15 protein-coding genes are annotated in these 19,358 nt (G+C 41.7%); 3 read left to right on the top strand and 12 right to left on the bottom strand.

Translation table 11 applies throughout. The features are described 5' to 3' along the window. The first annotated feature begins 37 nt into the window (after positions 1–37). Positions 38–2,500, top strand: coding sequence for a CHASE3 domain-containing protein (locus F0251_RS12290; protein ID WP_171731109.1), 2,463 nt, complete (start codon positions 38–40; stop codon positions 2,498–2,500). Between the two features lie 74 nt (positions 2,501–2,574). Here F0251_RS12290 and F0251_RS12285 read toward each other — a convergent pair whose 3' ends face one another. Then, positions 2,575–3,366, bottom strand: a complete 792-nt coding sequence (locus F0251_RS12285) for a carbon-nitrogen hydrolase family protein (RefSeq protein ID WP_128163990.1) — start codon at positions 3,364–3,366, stop codon at positions 2,575–2,577. 119 nt (positions 3,367–3,485) lie between these two features. Further along, on the bottom strand, positions 3,486–3,908 hold the full coding sequence (locus tag F0251_RS12280) for a lysozyme inhibitor LprI family protein (protein WP_171731059.1): 423 nt from the start codon (positions 3,906–3,908) through the stop codon (positions 3,486–3,488). Between the two features lie 288 nt (positions 3,909–4,196). Between F0251_RS12280 and F0251_RS12275 the strand changes: the two genes are divergently transcribed. Next, a complete protein-coding gene (locus F0251_RS12275) occupies positions 4,197–5,756 on the top strand; it encodes an EAL domain-containing protein (RefSeq protein ID WP_061031112.1) in 1,560 nt (519 codons plus the stop codon). 250 nt (positions 5,757–6,006) lie between these two features. Further along, on the top strand, positions 6,007–6,405 hold the full coding sequence (locus F0251_RS12270) for a hypothetical protein (RefSeq protein WP_171731058.1): 399 nt from the start codon (positions 6,007–6,009) through the stop codon (positions 6,403–6,405). Between the two features lie 166 nt (positions 6,406–6,571). On the opposite strand, the gene F0251_RS12265 is transcribed toward F0251_RS12270, so the two are convergent. From F0251_RS12265 to F0251_RS12210, 10 genes are all read right to left on the bottom strand, one after another. Beyond that, the gene (locus tag F0251_RS12265) at positions 6,572–9,460 is read right to left on the bottom strand and encodes an Ig-like domain-containing protein (protein ID WP_171731057.1); all 2,889 of its coding nucleotides are present in this window, start codon (positions 9,458–9,460) and stop codon (positions 6,572–6,574) included. A gap of 938 nt (positions 9,461–10,398) precedes the next feature. Then, positions 10,399–10,800 (bottom strand): carboxymuconolactone decarboxylase family protein, encoded by a 402-nt coding sequence (locus F0251_RS12260; RefSeq protein ID WP_102478296.1) that lies wholly within the window; start codon positions 10,798–10,800, stop codon positions 10,399–10,401. 58 nt (positions 10,801–10,858) lie between these two features. Continuing rightward, positions 10,859–11,215, bottom strand: coding sequence for a MerR family transcriptional regulator (locus F0251_RS12255; protein WP_171731056.1), 357 nt, complete (start codon positions 11,213–11,215; stop codon positions 10,859–10,861). Positions 11,216–11,383: 168 nt separating this feature from the next. Next, on the bottom strand, positions 11,384–11,704 hold the full coding sequence (locus tag F0251_RS12250; RefSeq protein ID WP_102432414.1) for a hypothetical protein: 321 nt from the start codon (positions 11,702–11,704) through the stop codon (positions 11,384–11,386). Positions 11,705–11,985: 281 nt separating this feature from the next. Further along, the gene (locus tag F0251_RS12245; protein WP_105058072.1) at positions 11,986–12,942 is read right to left on the bottom strand and encodes a hypothetical protein; all 957 of its coding nucleotides are present in this window, start codon (positions 12,940–12,942) and stop codon (positions 11,986–11,988) included. 214 nt (positions 12,943–13,156) lie between these two features. Next, a complete protein-coding gene (locus F0251_RS12240) occupies positions 13,157–13,999 on the bottom strand; it encodes a hypothetical protein (RefSeq protein ID WP_171731055.1) in 843 nt (280 codons plus the stop codon). A 147-nt stretch (positions 14,000–14,146) separates the two neighbouring features. After that, positions 14,147–15,067 carry a trypsin-like peptidase domain-containing protein gene (locus tag F0251_RS12230; RefSeq protein WP_105058070.1) on the bottom strand — a complete coding sequence of 307 codons (921 nt, stop codon included), beginning with the start codon at positions 15,065–15,067 and terminating at the stop codon, positions 14,147–14,149. Between the two features lie 158 nt (positions 15,068–15,225). Next, positions 15,226–15,909 (bottom strand): hypothetical protein, encoded by a 684-nt coding sequence (locus F0251_RS12220; RefSeq protein ID WP_105058068.1) that lies wholly within the window; start codon positions 15,907–15,909, stop codon positions 15,226–15,228. A gap of 122 nt (positions 15,910–16,031) precedes the next feature. Then, a complete protein-coding gene (locus F0251_RS12215; RefSeq protein ID WP_146107447.1) occupies positions 16,032–17,297 on the bottom strand; it encodes a hypothetical protein in 1,266 nt (421 codons plus the stop codon). Between the two features lie 133 nt (positions 17,298–17,430). After that, a complete protein-coding gene (locus F0251_RS12210; RefSeq protein WP_105058066.1) occupies positions 17,431–19,167 on the bottom strand; it encodes a DUF6119 family protein in 1,737 nt (578 codons plus the stop codon). Positions 19,168–19,358: the final 191 nt, after the last annotated feature.

The raw sequence follows: 19,358 nt of genomic DNA, 5'->3' as shown, positions 1-19,358 counted from the left end.
TATCAATAACGAACATCGACATGGAGAGCGTTGTTTTATGATTTTGGGCTGGTTCGACAATATTTCCCTTCAAAAAAAGCTATTCGTCAGCTTTTGTATACCTATTGCTCTGATCGTGACCGTTTCGTTCTCAGTTCATGAAAACACCCAATCAATGGTAGAAGACAATCACTGGGTGGTTCACACACACAAAGCTATTGCACGAGCTCAAGAGTTGCTCAACCTAGTCGTAGATATGGAAACCGGTCAAAGGGGCTACTTAATCACAGGAGACCCTGTCTTTTTAGAGCCCTACCACCTTGCACTCGATGTGTGGCGTCAAAAAATTCAAACCCTTGCCGCTCAAGTTAGCGATAACCTGGCGCAAGTTGATCGCCTAAACAGAATTGATGATATCCATAAAACCTGGCTCAAAGAATCTGGAGAAAAGGAAATCCAACAACGCAACCTCGTTAACAAAGGTGAAGCAGATATGCAGAGTGTCGTAGCTCTCACCAAGCAGCAAACGGGAAAACAACTGATCGACCAAATACGAAGTGAAATCGCGCGATTTATCGAAATAGAGCATCAGCTGATCAGCGTTCGTGTTGTTAAATCTGATAACTCCGCTCAGCAAACCGATTACGTTCTATTGGTCGGTACACTCCTTTCCGTTTTCATCTCATTAGTTATCGCGGCATGGTCATCAAACCGTATTAAACGCAGGATAGACATACTGCTCGCAGCCGCTAATCAAGTTGCCGCAGGTAATCTAAGAGAAGGCGCTTCAACGCTTAACCTACATTCAAAAACAAACGCCCAAGACGAGGTTGCCCACCTCACACATAGCTTTCAGAAAATGGCGACCAACCTAGTAAAAAACGACAATGAAATGCGGGCAAAAAACCAAGAACTCGTCGCGGAACGCGCCAAAGCTGAAGCTGCGGTAAAAGCCAAGGGTGAGTTTTTATCAACCATGAGCCACGAAATCAGGACACCCATGAACGGTGTACTCGGGATTTCTCAGATCATCGCCAGTCAAACTCAAGAGCCAGAAACCAAAGAGAACATTAATATTATTCTCGATTCTGGCCATCATTTAATGACCATACTCAACGACATTCTCGACTTTTCTAAAGTAGAAGAGAACAAGCTTGAACTAGAGGTTGCACCTTTCCATTTTGTCCAAGTGATACAACCCGTTTGCAGCGCAATCAAGCCATTAGCAGACGAAAAAGGCATCCGCCTATTGATAGAAAATAACGTTCCGGCGCATATTCAGCTCATTGGAGACAGTGCAAGGTTACGTCAAATTCTGTACAACTTGGGCGGCAACGCGACCAAATTCACCAAAGAAGGTCATGTTGCCATTCAAGCTGAACTCAACCGCCCCAATAATCAGCTCATTCTCACGGTGACAGACACCGGCGTTGGTATTCCCAAAAACAAACACGAGCAAGTATTTAACTCATTTGAACAAGCCGACACATCAACAACAAGACAGTTTGGCGGTACCGGGCTTGGCCTCGCCATCGTTAAGAACCTCGTCAAACTTATGAATGGTGACATCATATTAACCAGTGCTGTTGGGCTTGGAACAAAATTCGAAGTCTCGCTTCCTATTGCATGGCAAGAAGGCAAAGCAGCGAGCGAGAACGTCCCACGTTTGGCTGATACAGAGAAACTCACCTACGAATCCCTCAACATCCTGTTAGTCGAAGACAATCGCATCAACGCCATTGTCGCTAAGGGCTTCTGTGAAAACCTAGGCCACCATATCGACCTAGCAGAGAATGGAAAACTGGCGATTGAACGTCTCGAAACCCATCAATATGATCTTATATTAATGGATAACCATATGCCTGAAATGAACGGGGTGGAGGCGACACATTACATACGAGATAAATTAAAACTCAACACCTTAATATTCGCCTATACCGCGGATGTGTTTCGCGAGGCTCATGACAGCTTTCTCGATGCTGGTGTCGACCACGTTCTTACCAAGCCCCTACAACAAGAAAGCTTCTTCGATGCGCTGCAACAGTTCTCAAACCGCTTACCAAAACAATCAGCGGTTGAACGTACAAAAAAGTATGAGAACGTCATAGAGCTTCTTTGCAAGCCCATCGACACATTAAGACTAACCGAAGAAGAGATAAGCCAATCAGAAGTTCTGAAAATGCTTAAAGATGACAAAATAGGATTTAGCATGCTTATCGACTCAACGATTCTCGAGTTCGAAAACTCTGTCGACCAAGTCATCGAATACTACCTCGCGAAAAAGCTAAAACCACTGTACAAAACCTTGCACTCCATTAAAGGTATGTCGCTTAACTTGGGGCTTAACATGCTTTCAAAACAAGCATTAGAGTTAGAAGTACAGGCAAAAAACCAGCAGCTGCCTGATATAGAACTGCTCCAAAAACTGCTTAACCGCCTGATGGTCAATATTCATCAAGCTCAGCGAATGAAAGCCGTTAATTCCATCGAGCGTTTGAAGAAAATAGATAAAAAAACGTAAGAACACACCACTTCAAGACTAAGGGCAAGGTGAAATACCTTGCCCTTTTCAATTCCATACTGCATTGCGTCATCCTAACGGCTTAACACAGAGGCGATTTTCTGCATTTCATCCAACAGTTCTATCCCATTGTATTGAGGCGCTATCGCCAAGTCTTGAATAGTCACTGTATCAACCGACTGTTTGTCCGAACATTGAAGCACCAAGTCTCCCTTTGGTGAATAGACTCGGCTTCCACCACAATAGGTTGCAGTAAAGGCATCAACCGCATCTTGCCCAACACGGTTACACGTTACGATGTGGCAACCTTCTTCTAGCGCCCTCGCCCGTCCGATGGCAAAACTGTGGTGACCACCAAAATTGGCGGGGTGAAGAACAACATCAACAGAGTGATACGCTCTCATGATCTCTGGGAACCAAATATCGAAACAGATCGCCACACCAAACCTCAGGCCTTTATATTCGAAAGTTAAAAGCTCAGAGCCCCGTGAGAAATACTGCTTATCGAATTTGGTTTGACTGACTTTGCGATATTTATGGCGAAGCCCGGTTCCATCAATCACAGCAACGCCGTTGTAATATTCGCCTTGGTCTTCCTCTGCAATGCCAGCAACAATCAAAGTTTCATGCTTTTCTGCCAGTTTCGACAAAGAATCAATGGTCTCACTATTGGCGAAGTTTTCGCTTAACTCGTGCACTTCTGACGCTTGGTTAAAGATGTAACCCGTGGAGAACAATTCAGGTAGCAGGGTAATGTCACCGACGGAGGCTTGCACATCTAAAAGATCCGAAACCAGAGCGAGGTTTTTCTGTTTGTTTTTGTATTCAACTTCAAGCTGAACAAGGGTGATACTGACATTATTCAAAATCGAATCCTTACTGGGTAACACAAATCAAATGCAGAGTAAGAGAATCACCCTTCGCTTTCTTACTTCAAGCCAAACCATTGAAGCAAGCGCACACTCTCGAGCTCATTTTCGCCTGTCTATTCCATCAACTTAGGTTCTGGCAACACAGGCGGCGTACTGTCCATGTAAGTTAAGAAGGTCTCCCACACTTCGTGCGTGCGTTGCTTGGTTAACTTAGTCTTACAAGAAAGCGCCATCAGCCCACGAATTGAACCGTCGCGCCATTGGGTATACACAGAGTCACAATGCGCTGTCATATAGGCTTGCCAACTCTCCTGAGCGACCTTAATCGCCCCCACCAACTCAGTATCATCTGCATTGTGTTCAAAGCTGGCTGCTAAGTATGTCTCAAGCTCTACCTGTGCAGATTCAAGCTCAAGTGCGGCACAGTGATTGATCTCTAATGTGTTCATCGCATTGTCGCAATCAACCGCGTCTTCGCCAGCATGTGCCAAACCAGAGAAGTAAGTCAGTAAGAGCAGTGCTATCGCTTTTTTCATACCAATCCCTAATCATTCGGTTAGTTTTCTTCAATATTGCAATCGTATATAACTCTAGCCTTTATAGGGTTATAAATATTTTTAATTCGTATTACTACTGCAAAAACACGTAAAATCCACAAAGAAAACCGGATTAACATCAATATGTTACTGGTGAAACTAAAAAAACATTATCTTTATCAATAATCCATGCGTGCATTCACAATATTTATTATTTTCCTTGCTACCTAATCGTTAAATTTATAAATTAAATCGAATGCTCATCCAATCGGTAACGCTTCTCCAATTATGGATATCAAGTACCAACATTTTGCCAAGACCACATTCTACTTTGCCATCTCTTTCGTTTTGTCGATGGCATTGCTCATTCCTTTTACACCGTCTCATTATCATGCGTTAACCGAAGAATCTTCACAATTAGTTGAAACCAGACTTCAAGAGATCCAAGCCAGGTTTGGCAGCTTTCTTGCAGGCATCACACCCGCTCTATCTTGTGATGCCATCGTGACCGAGCTTCGCCAGAATGTATTCAATGCCGATTGGGTGAAAGAAGCCGCTGTATTCAATAAACATAACCGCTTTTACTGCTCTACCACCGATGGCGAGGTGTCATTTCGCCTTTATAGCAGCATCCGAGAAAGGCTCAACGACGATCCAAACTTAACCACCTTATCGTACTCCAACGCTGCAATTACCAAGGTGCAGTCCATCATGCTGATTTTCTCGGACAAACAGCAGGCGGGAGTAAGCCTGATGATACCGCCACACTTTATCTACGATCTTGTAGAGTCAAACCTGAGTAGCCATGGAATCAACTCAAAAGTAGAAGTGATAAAAAGAGATATTCACCCAACCGAACCCGAAGTGTACTTTTCGAAGGTTCGCATACAATCAGAGACATACCCTCTGGCTATCACCTCCTACATCGGGCATCAGTACTACATCAACTTCTTAATGAGCTTTTCTTGGTTTGGGTTTCTTATGGCGGGAATCACCACCATTGTCCTGTTGTCCGCTAAACATAAGAAACAGAGCCAACGCAGTTTAGAATATTCCCTCTCTAGCGCTCTGAAAAACAAACACCTGCAAGTTCACATGCAGCCAATTGTTGACCAGAAAACCACCCAAATCGTGGGCTGTGAGTCACTGTTAAGGTGGAACCACCCGATTGAAGGCAACGTCTCACCCGCTATTTTCATACCGCTCGCAGAGAAGCTAGGTTTGATAGAAGAGCTGACGTACTTTGTGCTACGCGAAGTATTGAAAACCATCAAACACAATCAAGACCTTTTCGAAGACAAATACATCAGCGTCAACATCAGCCGAAACGTCGTGTCTAACAGTAACTTCGCCCACAAAGTATCAGGGATTTTCAAAAGAAACCCTGAGATTCTAAAGCAGGTGGTGTTTGAAGTAACCGAAGATGGTGAGTGCTCAGACGCGGATATGGCAAAGATAAAAGAAAACCTAACCAAGCTAGCGAACATGGGCGTGAAAGTCGCAATTGATGACTTTGGTACGGGCTACTCAGGGTTAGATTTCGTAAGGCAATTTCCGTTCAGCATCCTAAAGATTGATCGCGTCTTCGTGCAGAACATTTCAGACGAATCCAGCTTTGGTGTTCCTTTGCTAGAGTCCATGCTGCAACTGTCCCGTACTTTAGGCATGCAGGTTATCGTGGAAGGCGTAGAGTATGAATCGCAAGTGAAAGTCTTGTCTAAGTTAGGTGTCGACTATATCCAAGGTTTCTATTTCTATAAGCCGATGCCAATCAACCTAACCATCAGCCTGCTCAGGCAACAACAGCACATCACTGCGACTCATGAGTATCACATCTCGCCAACCTAACATATGAATGTAAACCGATGCGGGGGAAGCGCTGAAGAGACAGCCAGCGCTTTCCTGATTTCCTGATTTACCCACAATAGAAAACCCCTTTCTAATTCCTATCTCCCATTCACAGCGCGAACCACAAACCTAGCCAGACATTCCTTGTTACATAAGGCACTGAAAAACTGCGAAAGAAAACACAACAGCCATAGGTCTCCTTTGATGAACATTTAACGTCATCGCACCGTGAGTGCATAAAAGGAATATCATGGAAAAGACACTGCAAACCAAACTGGCCACCAGCCTACTGCTACTGCGAGTCGGCATTTTTATCGTCTTCTTGTTCTGGGGATTGGATAAGATTCTTGTGCCAGAGCACGCTGTTAAGGTGCTGTCCGGCTTTTACGGGGTGGACATATCAACCAATGCGATGATGGCCTTAGGCGTCGCTCAGATCGGGTTTTTGGGTGCGTTCGTCGTCGGCATGTGGAAGAAGTACACCTACGGCGCAATTCTAGTTCTACACGCAGGTTCCACCTTCTCCTCTTTCGCTAAGTACACGGACCCGTTCAATAACCTACTGTTCTTTGCCTCTTGGCCAATGCTTGCAGCTTGTGTCGCACTCTTCTTACTGCGCGACTACGACACTTACAGCGTTGCCAACTAACACAAAGTGAGCATTTAAACTTTCCAAGGTGTGATAGGTCTGAAGTGAAAGTAAATGTGAGATTGGTATGGGAATAAGGCGAGAAAAGCATTCCCATGATGGAGATTAAAAGAATAACGGAAGGCATAAGCGCCTTCCGTCATTCAAGTAGGTGATAAGGTAAGTACTACTTACTTACGCTAATCATCTCGTTAAAGTAGTCCACTTGCTCTGCCATGCTCAAACTTTGGCTGTTTGAACCTAACGTCCACATAAAGAAGCCACCGTAACCGTTATCTTTCTGCCATTTAGCACGGTCTAGGTTGTTCTGACGTGTTTCAACAAAGTTACCACCGGGTGCCCACTGACTGTTGATCGTATTACCTAGAACAATCTTCGACTTGTCTCCAATGTACTCAGCGTAGTTTGCCATCGCGACTTCGTATAAGAAGTTTCGACCCGCGTCGTATGTCATCACGTTGAAGAAATCGAAGTCGTTCTTGGTCGCTTTCAACAGATCAATCACTTCACCGTGGTGAGATGAACGGCCAGACTCTTCAATGTAAGAGCAGTTTTCAAACACGCTCGCATCCATACATTCAACTGGATCCGCACCTACGTGGTAAGTCGTCAGAGACAGAACCTTCGTATTACCCACTTTCTCACGGATAAGTTTGATCAAAGCCGTTAAGTCTTGGTTCTCTTTGTCTGAGATTCGTGCCGCTTTCTCAAAGTCAAAGTCCAGGCCATCAATGTGCACGTAACCCGCTAATTGGTACTTGCTGTAATCACAGCTACCGTCTGAATTTGTTGCAAGACACTCGCCTTCCACTTCTTCAGGTTTTAGGTTCTTTTTGTACACAGGGAATGGCGTATGCACCAAATCAACTAAACCGTTCGCAACCGATTCACGGCTTTCAGGCGTACTGATCGCCGACCAAATGCTCTCGTAAGTTTGACCACCAAACGCAACCATCATAGTCGCATTTTCGTTGTCATGCTTGAGCGTTGACCATGCTAGGTACTGTGTTGGCATCCAGTCCGGATTGTAATTCGGTGGTGTTAGCATGCCATCAGAGATCGTGATGTTACCGCTCGCGTCCCACTTACCAAATGATAATAAGTAACCATCACCTTCTGAGTTGAACAGCTCTTGGTAGTCATTCAAACCCCAAGACGTTAGGTAACTGATAGAGCGATCAGGGTTATCGACTAAGCCGCCACCGCCTGTGCTTTCTTTGACCGTAATGTTAGACGTTGCAGAGGTTTGCTCTTGGTTGGCCGTATTGACCGCTTTCGCCGTGACAGCATATGTACCCTGCTGAGCACCTAGCCACTCATATTCATAAGGTGCTTCCGTGTCTTTAAACAGCTCGTTACCATTCGCGATGAAGCTTACCGAGGAAATATCGCCTTCGTAACTCTTCGCATCTGCTTTGATCGAAATCGCACGACCTTCGAAGTAGCTTGAACCATCCACAGGAGATGCTAAAGAAACAACCAAGTCTTTATCGGTAATCGCTAAAGAAATTGGCGCCGCCTCCGCACTCGCACCTTGGTCATCGTAGGCAACAACCGTTAATGTGTATTGGCCTTCAACTTGGGCAGGCACCGTGATGGTGTAAGTATCGCTTTGTGAAGGCGTGTTTGATGACGCAACCACTTGACCATTCAATTGAACATCAACGCGAGCAACTTCAGTATCATCCGATGCATCGACTACAACTTCAAATGCTTGGTTAGGTGCGATTTTCTGTCCATCTTGCGGTGATTGAACGTCCACCACTGGCACTGGGTTCGGATCACACTCACCCGCTTCATCCCATGCATCTTTCCACGCATCAGGATAACTTGGATGACCGGTTCCTGGTGTCCATACAGGGTTACCACACCAACCCGCTACCGTACATGAGTAGATATTGCCAATGTTAGTGACTTCATCACCGACGTTATAGGCCACACCATCTTGGTACTGAGGTATGTCACCACAGCTGGTGCTTGTATCTGTCACCGTGATGGTTAAGTTCTTACTAGAGACATGTTGCTCGTCATCTTTTGCTTCCGCACGAAGCGTAGTAGAGCCTGCCGTTTGCGTTGTCCAGTCACAAGAGAAATCTTGGGTCGTTTTCGCATCAAGAGAACACACTTCTGAATCGTTAGCGAAGAACTTAACCGTCGCTAAGTCATCATCTGCATCTGTTACATGCGCTGAAATTGTGATGCTGTCACCTTTTTGGTGAGAAGAGCCTGCGTCTGGCGAGATAAACTCAATCACAGGTGGATTTGGCGCCGTCGATTCTGACTCTACCGTCACTTGAACTGCTTTTTCTGTGAGTTTATCGCCACTGTCATTGAAAGCCATCACAGTGATCGATGCTGCACCAACTTCGCTTGGAAGCCAAGCTTGTTGGTATTCTGTTGTACCTTCTACAACGTTTTGCTCACCCAATTTGGTACTGTTTGCCCAGAACTCGAGTTTGCTTGCACCCTCACCTTCGACACCCGTAATGATGTCAACATTCGTACCTGTGTAAACCACTGAGTTTTGAGCAGGCGCTAAAATATCCAGTGAAAATTCTGGTGGAGGAACCACTTCGCCATCCACTTTAACCACAACAGAATTCTCAAACGCATTCAGATCTGTCAGTTCACCACCGAAAGAGATAGTCAATGCCGCAGATTCACCTGAGGCCAGCTCACTATCAACCCAAGAGCCTTCTGGGAACATCAACGTCACGGCGTTCAATACCCCATCCGCTTGCGTCGTATGAGAGATTTCCCATGATGGGTAAGAAAGATGGTTCGACGCCCAGTTGATCTCGTTAATCGCTACTGGCAATAAAAATTCGATCACGGCTTCACGCATGTCTGCGCTATCTGAGCCCGTGTTTGTGATATCTAGCTTATAGGTGCTCCAGTATTCACTTTCTGACTGAGCTACCGCATCAGTACTGAACTCACTAGCCATGGCTTGTGAAATTGGATTCAACAATAAGCCAGAGCAAAGCATTGTTAGCCCTAACGCGCGATATCCAAAAGAGTGAATCTGTTTAGCACTGCTCTTTCTTAGATACATACTTGATTCCTTAGCTTTATATTAATTATTTTATTTCTGCAATAAACCTGCAATTGGAAATTCATCCCCCCCTTGCAAGCACACTTAATTTACACAAGAAATTAACCAACAAGAAATTAAACTTTTACTTATTGAATAAATGTCAAAATTTATTTAATTATGAGATAAAGCCCAAAATTTCGGAAAATACAATTATGTAAAGCCCCTTTAAACCACCCACTTAGAATGAGCTAAATTAGGTTTAACTAATTTAGAAAAGGTAAAAATAATTAAATTAACCTGGATAAGAAAGGGTCTTGGCGGCATAACTAACAGACAAAGAAAATCACATACAAATCAATAGATAACAATAACTTAAATAAAAACCACTCATCTAAAAGCACCTATAGAAAGGATAACTCTCATACGAACCATGAAGTCTATTTCGCTAAAAAAGGTTCATGGATCATTAACTCCCATCTAAATACCAATTTTTAATATGACGTTTAAATTAAAATAACAGTAACAACTCCAAGTTGGGTTTTATTTTTATTTTGAATTAAAGTCACAATTTATCCATGGGAAAGAGTCATGTATAAAACGGTATTTTTTAGAGTATTAATTCTATTTCCAAGTAAATTATTCAATTAAAATTTAATTATCTCTCTATGACTTCAATGTCTTCCATTAAAAACCGAACATCACGCCTGTGTGTTTTATGCTTGTCCTGTATTTATTTTACCCAACGATTAAAAAGGCAAGCCGAAATCCGCCTCTCACAGCGTACTGCACTCTTCGTATTGCGCGACCACGACACTTATAGCGTTGCCAACTAACACAAAGGGCGCCGTTATTGGCGCCCTTTAAAATGACCTTCATGAAAACACCACTTGGCACTGATGTTAAGTGCTAAGTGTTAAGTGTTAAGTGTTAAGTGCCAAGTGATGGAGCGCCAAGCGTTAAGCATCAGGTTCACTGTCGTGTTTAGCCGTTCGTTCAGCGAGCACTTCTTTGAATGCGAACATCCCATTCAGCGCAGCAGGAAAACCAGCGTACACAGACATCTGAATGATCACCTCTTTGATCTCTTCTTCACTGCAACCCACATTAAGCGCCGCATTCAAATGCACTTTAAGTTGCGGGGCGCAGGTGCCTAGTGCGGTTAACGCTGCCACCGTCGCAATCTCGCGAGATTTCAAATCCAAGCCTTTACGAGCATAGATATCACCAAAAGGATACTCGATGGTGTATTTGGCTAAATCGGGGCAAATGTCTTGCAGGCTTTCGATAACATTTTGCCCAGCTTCACCATCAATCTGTTTAAGTAGCTCTAGCCCTTTTTCAAAACGTGACGTGTTCATTGTGTTGCTCCTATGTATTGAATAGGAGCGCAGCATACAAGTTAGAGTTCACTCTAAGTCAACGCACATTTCCGCCTTTATACAGGTCAATTTTGTCTTCCAGAGCGCAAAGGTGGGATTGCTGCTGCGCAATATGCGCTTTTAAACTCTGTTGGTGCTGTTCGAGCAAAGCTTGACGTTCAAGTACCGTGCTGCTGCCCTGCTCCCTTAATCGAGCGTATTCCAATATCTCTTCGAGTGGCATGGCCGTTTCTTTTAGGCGAATGACAAACTCAAGCCACTTTACGTCTTTCGCTGTATACACTCGGTGCCCACTGCTATTACGCTGAACATTTTTAAGCAAACCGATTTTTTCATAGTATCTAAGCGTATGAGCCGACAAACCCACCAAGCTAGAAAACGCCTTCATGTTCATGGTTTACTTCCTTAATAGCCAAATAAGCGAATACGTTGTTTTGGGTAATGAATACTAACCTCCAAACCAAAAACCATCATCCAAGAACGCGTTACTCTAAAAACACAAAACCCAACGATAGCATGCTGCCGTTGGGTTCTGCTCTTAAATGCGGGTTAAAACGCTTTCTTACTTAACAGTTATGCCAAAATCGCTCCATTGGGCTTTACGCTTGGTGGTAAAAATACAAGAAACACCACCCACAGTATGAGTAATTGGAGCTTCAAAATCGCAAAACAGTGAGATATACAAAATTGGTAGCTGTTCGTTACCAAATGAATTTGGTGTCCACATAGCTACATCACCATCTTTGCATTTGGCATTCGCTTCATCACCGTTAGCAAAATGACAGATCTTGTCTTGCTTTAAATCACTTAGCCCAAATGCAGCCGATGAGTTGAATGATGTTGCTGACAAAGCAAAAGTAAGTGCTAATAGAACTTTTTTCATAATAAGGTTGCCCGTAGTTTGATATATACGAGTTACTTTAACATGATGATAAACATATACTTAGCCAGATTATGCAACCTATAACACAAGCCGCAAATTGCGTTACTGACGTCCAATTAAGGTTTGAGCAACGCAATACCGAAGCCAAAGCATGCCACCTTAAACAAAAAAGCAACGCATGGTAAACATGCCAAGTGTTGCGAACCCCTCTTGATCAGTTTGTATGGATAATAAGCACTCCAATCGGGTAAGGTGAGACCCAGACTTGTTGGGGGCGAACTTCAGCTTGCGAACAAGTCTCCTTGCCCTTTTTCCAAAGTTCTTTTGTGTCTGTAAGCCAAGCCTTGAGGCGTTTGGCTTATTTGCTGACCATTAATATTATCCAACACAGTTTCGGCCGAATACCCTGTTATAGCGATTTCGCCGACTTCGTCTAATTTGCTATGAATGTTTAAAGCACACTTGATCGCAGACCCATGCTGAAAACTAATTCTTTCGTCTAGTACATCTTGTTTAAACACCTGGTCTTTCATTGTGAAACTTATAGTTTCACCATCAAAAACACCTTTCCATTTGTAGTTACCCTGCTTCAACACTGGAGAAACAATCTCAATAATTGCTTCATCAATCGTTTCGACTGGTAGTACGTTAGAACTTAAGATAAAGCGCTTAAAGCTACCGCGTACCACCTCAGTTTCAGGGCTAACCTCACTACCGTCAGATGAGAGACCATTTACACCTAACTTAGTGACTTTACTGTAGGTGTTTAAATGCTTGAATAAATTAGAGCGTCGAGTGATAACCTTGTAGTTTTCATTTACTACTTCGGCGACTTTTGTGACTGTTTCAGATTGGACTTTATCTTCCGCTATCTCAGTTTTTAAAGCTTGAATCCTCAATTTTCGCTCTTCGATACTCAAACGAAGGTCTTCTTTTTGAAGGCGCTCCAATTCCGAATCTGATTTGGGTAGTAAAGGGACAGCTATAGCTGCAATACCAACAATAACAGAAAGAACGCCAGCGTTTGCGTTAGCTAGCTGCCATATATCACGGAGCCCACCCTCTCTGTGTGCTTCGCATTCGATTAAGATACTTTCATTAAGTGTTTTGGCGATCTCTGTGAGTATCGCAATAACTTCGGCTTCACAACGATTGCGCACCAATGCATCCATTGTGTGAGAGTCATCGCCGAAATAGTAGTGCATTTGAAATTTATTAACTAAGTGTGGCTTATTCATATATTGCATCCATAGAGTCCACACTCAATATGATGCCTAAAAGCATCACTTTCAAATGCAACCATGTGATTATTATCAAATTTTCAGACAAGGCCCCTAACGCCCTGTTAAGGGGCTAAAAAAACAAGCTTCACGAGTAAAACCACCTTAAGCACCAAAATTTGATAAGAATAAAAAATGATCCGGTGTTTTACTCCCTTTAAGCCATTGTTAGCTATTTGCTTTCGACATTGAACCAAACAACTGAACCATCACTAAGAATTTCACCACGTTCTCCAATATAAACTCCGGATGACTTTTTACTTTCTTCTAACGAGCTACCCAGATTCCACTCTGTATTCCAATCTACTCTAACTCTTCTAAGGGTTTCAATTTTCAGATGTTCCATGGCGAAGTCTGGCTCCCAAGCGATGTTAACCACTCCGTTTCCTTCTGTTTTCAACGCTCTATTTAACGCACATGAGGGATAGCAAAAAGCAGGCACTTTGCTTCGGTGACCATCGGGGTTCATCATCAATTCAGATATAGCGACTGTTGACTTATACCTGTCCTTAATTCCGTGTTCTGGGTTCACCGTAAACTCTGATATTAGAAATTTGGAAACTGAATTTGTTTTTGTCTGCGTTGTATCAATAGAAGGAAATAAGTCTAAGGAAATAGGTACTGTTAGAGGGCTCTTCAACTTATATACGATGACCACAAAAGAACTGCCTGGTCCAAGGTTAGTTTCCTCTGTAACTGATATCAGGTCTCTATTGATGTTGGTTCCTACAACGGTGTAAAGCTTTGGCTGCTTATCTTTATTGCAGCGCCCGAGGGTTGTACTATTAGCAGGAGGAGCCCAGAACTCATCATAGTGATTATATGGTTGACCATCATTTTCAGTCCTAACCCGCACAAAGTATGAATCATCATTGAGGGTAATTTCACCAAACTTGAACGAAATTTTCTTACTTTCGAGCACGGTGTAGAGTTTCTGCTGTACTTCTTCTTGCGACAACTTACTGAAGTCCATTTTTTGATAAGCATTTTTCATTTGCAAAAATGTTTTCTTCAAGATTACCACCTCAAAACTTAACTTTGTTTCTAACGCCGCATTTAGGTGTGAGTAACGCAACAACGAAGTTCCCGCACACCACCTTAAGCACAAAACGCAACGCATAGTGAAAATACCACGCATTTCGAATCAACCTTAAACGGATTGTTATATGAGTTTCCCACAGCAGTTTTTGTATTTATTTCCACTGCCACAATTACAGAGGCTATTTCGTGATAATGGTGGCTCGTTACGCAATCTGTCTTCAATAACTTGTTCAAAAGCTAAAAGTTCAGACGAGTGGATAACTAATCCAAGATTATTAGGAATGCTCCCCACTGAAATTGATTTAGAGTCTGTTGGAACTTCTATGACAACCACGTCACCTGTAGTTGTATGTTGAGGACCTGCGTATAGAGTTCCCAATAATGCAATTCGAGTTCCAGCAACCAAAGCGCCTGTATGATCTACAAAACTACCAATATTTGCCAAGAATACAGGGGATCCTGATGAGCCTGGAAAACAAGCTGCGTCAATTAAAAACTCAGGCTTACCATTTAAAGACAGTTTAGGATGCGTTGCTGTGATACCCCTGCGAATGATCGGCAAATTATGCTTGGCATCCCATATCCCATTGGGATAACCGATCATAACGACTTCCTCCATTGAAGGAAGCGAGTTTAATAGTTGTTCATCAGCCAGAACCCCTTTGCCAAGAGGGATATAATAAAACCGCTTACCTTCTTGCTCAGCTTTGTTGAGAATCGGGCCAATAGGAATAATCGCTAAATCTACGTTAGGATTTGGATGAGGAATCCAATGTTGAGAAAGGTCATCTAACGTAATTACCTCATGAGAGCCAAGCACTGGTTTATCGTCCTCACCTTTTAAGGTTAGATTAAAGCTACCAGTTTGGGCCCCCACCACAACATGCTTATTAGTTACGATACAAGGGATACTTTGTTCGTCTTTTTCACAGAAGAAAAAGACATAACCACTTCCTGATGAACTGTTGCCTTTACCGTCGTCACAATTAATACGTACAGTACTATGGATAAGCTTCTCAATAGGATTTACATATTCACTCATAAATTATCTCAAGATCTGTTCTGTTGAAGAATAAACTCATATAACGCCCTGTTAAGGCGTTAGCAACGCAATACCGAAGCTTCCACATAACACCTTAAACACTAAAACCAACGCATAGTAAAAATGCCACGCGTTGCGAATCACTCTTAAACAGATTGTTAACTGTATTGTTTGAGGTGTCCTAAGAGCCTTTGCCTTCTGCGCTGAAAGCCTAAGATTGCCTCTAATGAATTAACTTTGTCCTTAGGCGCTTTGGGCTGAAATGGAATTTCATTAGCTATGCCAAGTAGGCCGGCGCCAACCAACTTTTTATCTGACGCATCATTGATATTGTCCATTAATTTTTGAAGATCTGTGATTGCGTCTTCAACCTTTTTACCAACTTCTTCCGCCAACATGCCACCACTAGCACCTCGTTTAATTGCCTCAAGTTGATTGATAGACTTCTGGATTGAACCAATAATACCCACGCGAGCTTCTAACCGGATAACGTCTTGTTGCTTTGCCCCAGACTCAAACGTTGTGTGAGAAATTATATAGTCAGTTACTCGTTTGGCGTCAGCGTACATAAACTGGATTCCTTCTCGAAAGTCCTTGTAACCCGAGATAAATTGGAAAAGTACGCTGATCGTACCAAGTACAGTGATTCTTGCGATTAAAGAGCCTTCTTCAAACTCAATTTCTATTGGTAAATCTGGAGATAAGAAAAAGCCGATCCTTTGACGAGCAAATGCCTCAAGCTCCACCTTAAATTGTGCTAATTCCTCTTTTGATTTCAGTTTCTGAGGCTCGATGTGTATGTAAGCCTGACTTAAGATGTTTTTATTTATGTAATCAGCCAATTATTTTCTCCAAATACAGTTAACGCCGCATTAAGGTGAGCGGCGCTTGGCTATACTTGAGCGAAGCGAAACTGCCAAGCGTTGCGAATCACTCTTAAATGCTTTGTTAACTTTACTTTCCGCTATTTTGCTTTTTGAACGCTATTGTCTTGAGGTGACGCCTTTGAAACAGCATTAATCATTTGAGTAACTTGCTCCACTACTTTAGGCTCAAAGTTTGTAGGTTTTATTTTTGTAAATGCACTGTCACTATCTAAGTTCCAGTTCTCGAAAATAGCTTTCATGTCAGCTTGACTTACATCGTTACCATAGACTTCTAAGTATAACTTCCCGAAATTGATCGCATGCATACGGTCACTTCGTTTTAACGACTCGTGCATATAAGCATTGCCAATGCTATAAGCATGTTTCGCCCAAGCACCAAAAAGAGTTACAACAATTAAACCTTTTAACAACAGGAATGAAAAGAAGAACCAATCGATATTTTCTTTTGCTGCTGAATTAAACTCAAATCCACCGTATATCAAACCACCTACGGCAGATACGATAGCGGCACCGAGTGCAAACATTCCTTGCTTATTCCAATCAGAAGACTTATCCGAGAACTCTTTTTCCTTTACTTTTAGTGTCTCAACTGCCTTATTTACAAACTCTGGAACCTTAATTTCAATTTTCTCTTGAACCTGTTTTTGATGCTCTTCTTGTAACACCCTAATATTATCTTTTAGTTCATTTTCTTTCTTTATATAGCTTGCTTCTATGCTCTTTAGTTTATTCTGGCGAACATGGAATTCTTTTTCTGTTGTAGCAATTTGACTACGCAAGTGTTCTAGTTGCTCAGCAAACTGTTCTTCTCTTGCTCGCTGACGGCGCTCTAAATAACGCTCTCTTTCTTCTAGTTCTTTAATGCGCATGAGAGATTCTTTTTCTAGTGAATTCTCAAATTTCTCACTTAGATAGTGTTTATAGTTACTATCTAACTCAGACTCTTCTTCAGTGATTTCCTGAAGCATTCGTCTTTCATCAACTGGCAAAGTTTTGAGCAATCTATTAGTTACATCAGTACTCGTACTTTTTATGACACGCATTAGAATCTGGCGATCTAACAACCTAGGTAATTTAGATAATGTGTTGGAATTACACAAAAGCAGTACTTTATTAACCATTCGACGCGGTAGCGACGAAAACACTTTATTAGCAGCCTCAGCATTGAATCCATCAAAAACTATCTGGATGCCAGTCTCACTCAGATGTCCAACAAGCACCTCAATTTCTTGGGCGTTGCTTTGCATCAAAAGTTGGTTGATACTATCGGTATCGTAGTACTTCCAAATCTCTGCTAGTTCGCTTCTAGCCATATTGCTAATTCTAAAATTTTTAGATTCCATACTTACCCTGTAAAGTTAACGCCCAATTAAGGTGTGAAGCACGCAACCACGACACTCAATAGGAACACCGTAAACACGAAATCCGACCCAAACCAAAATTGCCGAGCGTGCTGAATCAGTCTTAAATTGTTTGTTAGTTTTTTTTGTTAACAAGTCTTATAGCATATGCCAACTCAATACCTCGCTCATTAATGAGGTATTTGTGGGTATTTGCAAGCTCATACTTCGCCATAAAAGGCAAGTCATCAACCTTTTTATCTTGTGTATACGTTAATATACAAAGCAAAACTGAAAATGTTGACTCTTGGAGCTCAGACCGTTTTTCCTTAACAATTGAAAGAAATGCATCTTTGTCTTTACAAACATTCTCTGTGTTATCATTATTATTGATGAACTCAATCATAGACTTTCTAGTGTCAATATCTTTTACAAATGCATCTGTGTAGAATCTAGATTGCACAAACAAGTGACTTAATGAGTTTGTACCACTTTTTAATACTTTCACATGGATCAGCTCTCTATCCCTATGTAGTAAGTCGCATATTTCGTATCTCTTTTGACCAGCGATATTAATTTTCGATTTATCAAACAAATATATATTATCATCGTTTTCCGCGACATATGAGTTATAAACTTCCTCCTTATACTTTACTGTGTCTTTGCCATTTTCCTCGACTATACAGTGAATAGAAATATCATTCGGAAGATAATCATCAGATTTATCTTTGATGTTATTTTTTACATATAACTCAACTTCAGACTTGAAATCTGAACTAACATTCCTCCATGTACCAGAACTTAATATATAGGTAATTCCATTATCTTCAAGTTCACAATTTATACAGTTATATGCCCTCATCGTGAATATTTCACCAGAAGTATTCACATAGTACACTTTCCAGTTCAAGACGGTTTTAATGGAAGATCTCTGATTAAAATTTTGATTTTGAGAAATAAGATCGGATATATTGAGGTCATCGAATTCATCAACAAATTCGTACGCTTCAGGATCTTTATATGAGAAATAGGAAACATTTTCATCCAATATATTGCTTGGCGATAAATGAATATTTGAAAAATCTTTATTTTTCAGAAGATCAAACAAAACACCGTTTAATCTATCAATTTCATCTTCATCACTTACATAATCAAGCCTACCATAAGAAGGGAACTTTTCTTTGTATAACTCTAGATCGTAGGCTTCTTCCAAACTTAGCAATATATCAACTATTCCATCATCGGTTACACTAGTTCCTTTTTCTAGATTTACAGTAATGGAACTTTTCCCTGAAAATGACTTTATATATGGATAATTATCGTACGTTGAACCAGTAATGGATCTGAAAAATTCTTTCTCATCATTTATGTCAAATATTTCTAAATTGGCACCTTTACTAGCTTGTCGATCTGTTAATGTCGACACAGATGAGTGCGTTGTAGTGTTAACTTTTTTAAGATTATTATGGTCGCATATGTTCATTGCGACTTTTATACCAAAATCATTTACTAACTTATCTGAATTTATAAATCTAGAAGTATGCATACCAAAAGTTAATACATAGAACAATATGTCACCGACATCACGAGTTATTTTCAAACATAAAACAGCTGAAGGTGACTTATTTGTATTTGAAAATTTAAGATTTAGATCTTCGCTAAGGTTATTAAGCATTACCATCCAAGGGTAATCAGCTTCCGTTTTAGATGCACCACCTACATCGGCGTACTTTACGATCCCCTCTATCTCATAGCCATTACTTTGATACGTAAATCTGGGTAAAGGCTCTGTAGATATATCAAATATAGCCGCGAAGCTTTTAACAGAGGTTTTAGCTCTGAAGATTGTCATTTTGTCTAAGTTACTACTCACTTATCGACCTCATTACTTGAATAAAAAAACTAACGCCGCATTAAGGTGATGAGATGGTCTCCCCTACCACTTCACATGACGGTAAGTCATGCTTGGAGTGTTCAGGTCCGAAGTAAAAGGAGAAGACCATGACTCAGCATAAAATCATCGGCATCGATTTAGCAAAAAATATCTTCTTTCTTTTTGAAATC

The organism is Vibrio sp. 070316B (assembly GCF_013114115.1).
Classification (GTDB): Bacteria; Pseudomonadota; Gammaproteobacteria; order Enterobacterales; family Vibrionaceae; genus Vibrio; species Vibrio chagasii_B.
This window is presented reverse-complemented; position numbering and strand designations above follow the sequence as displayed.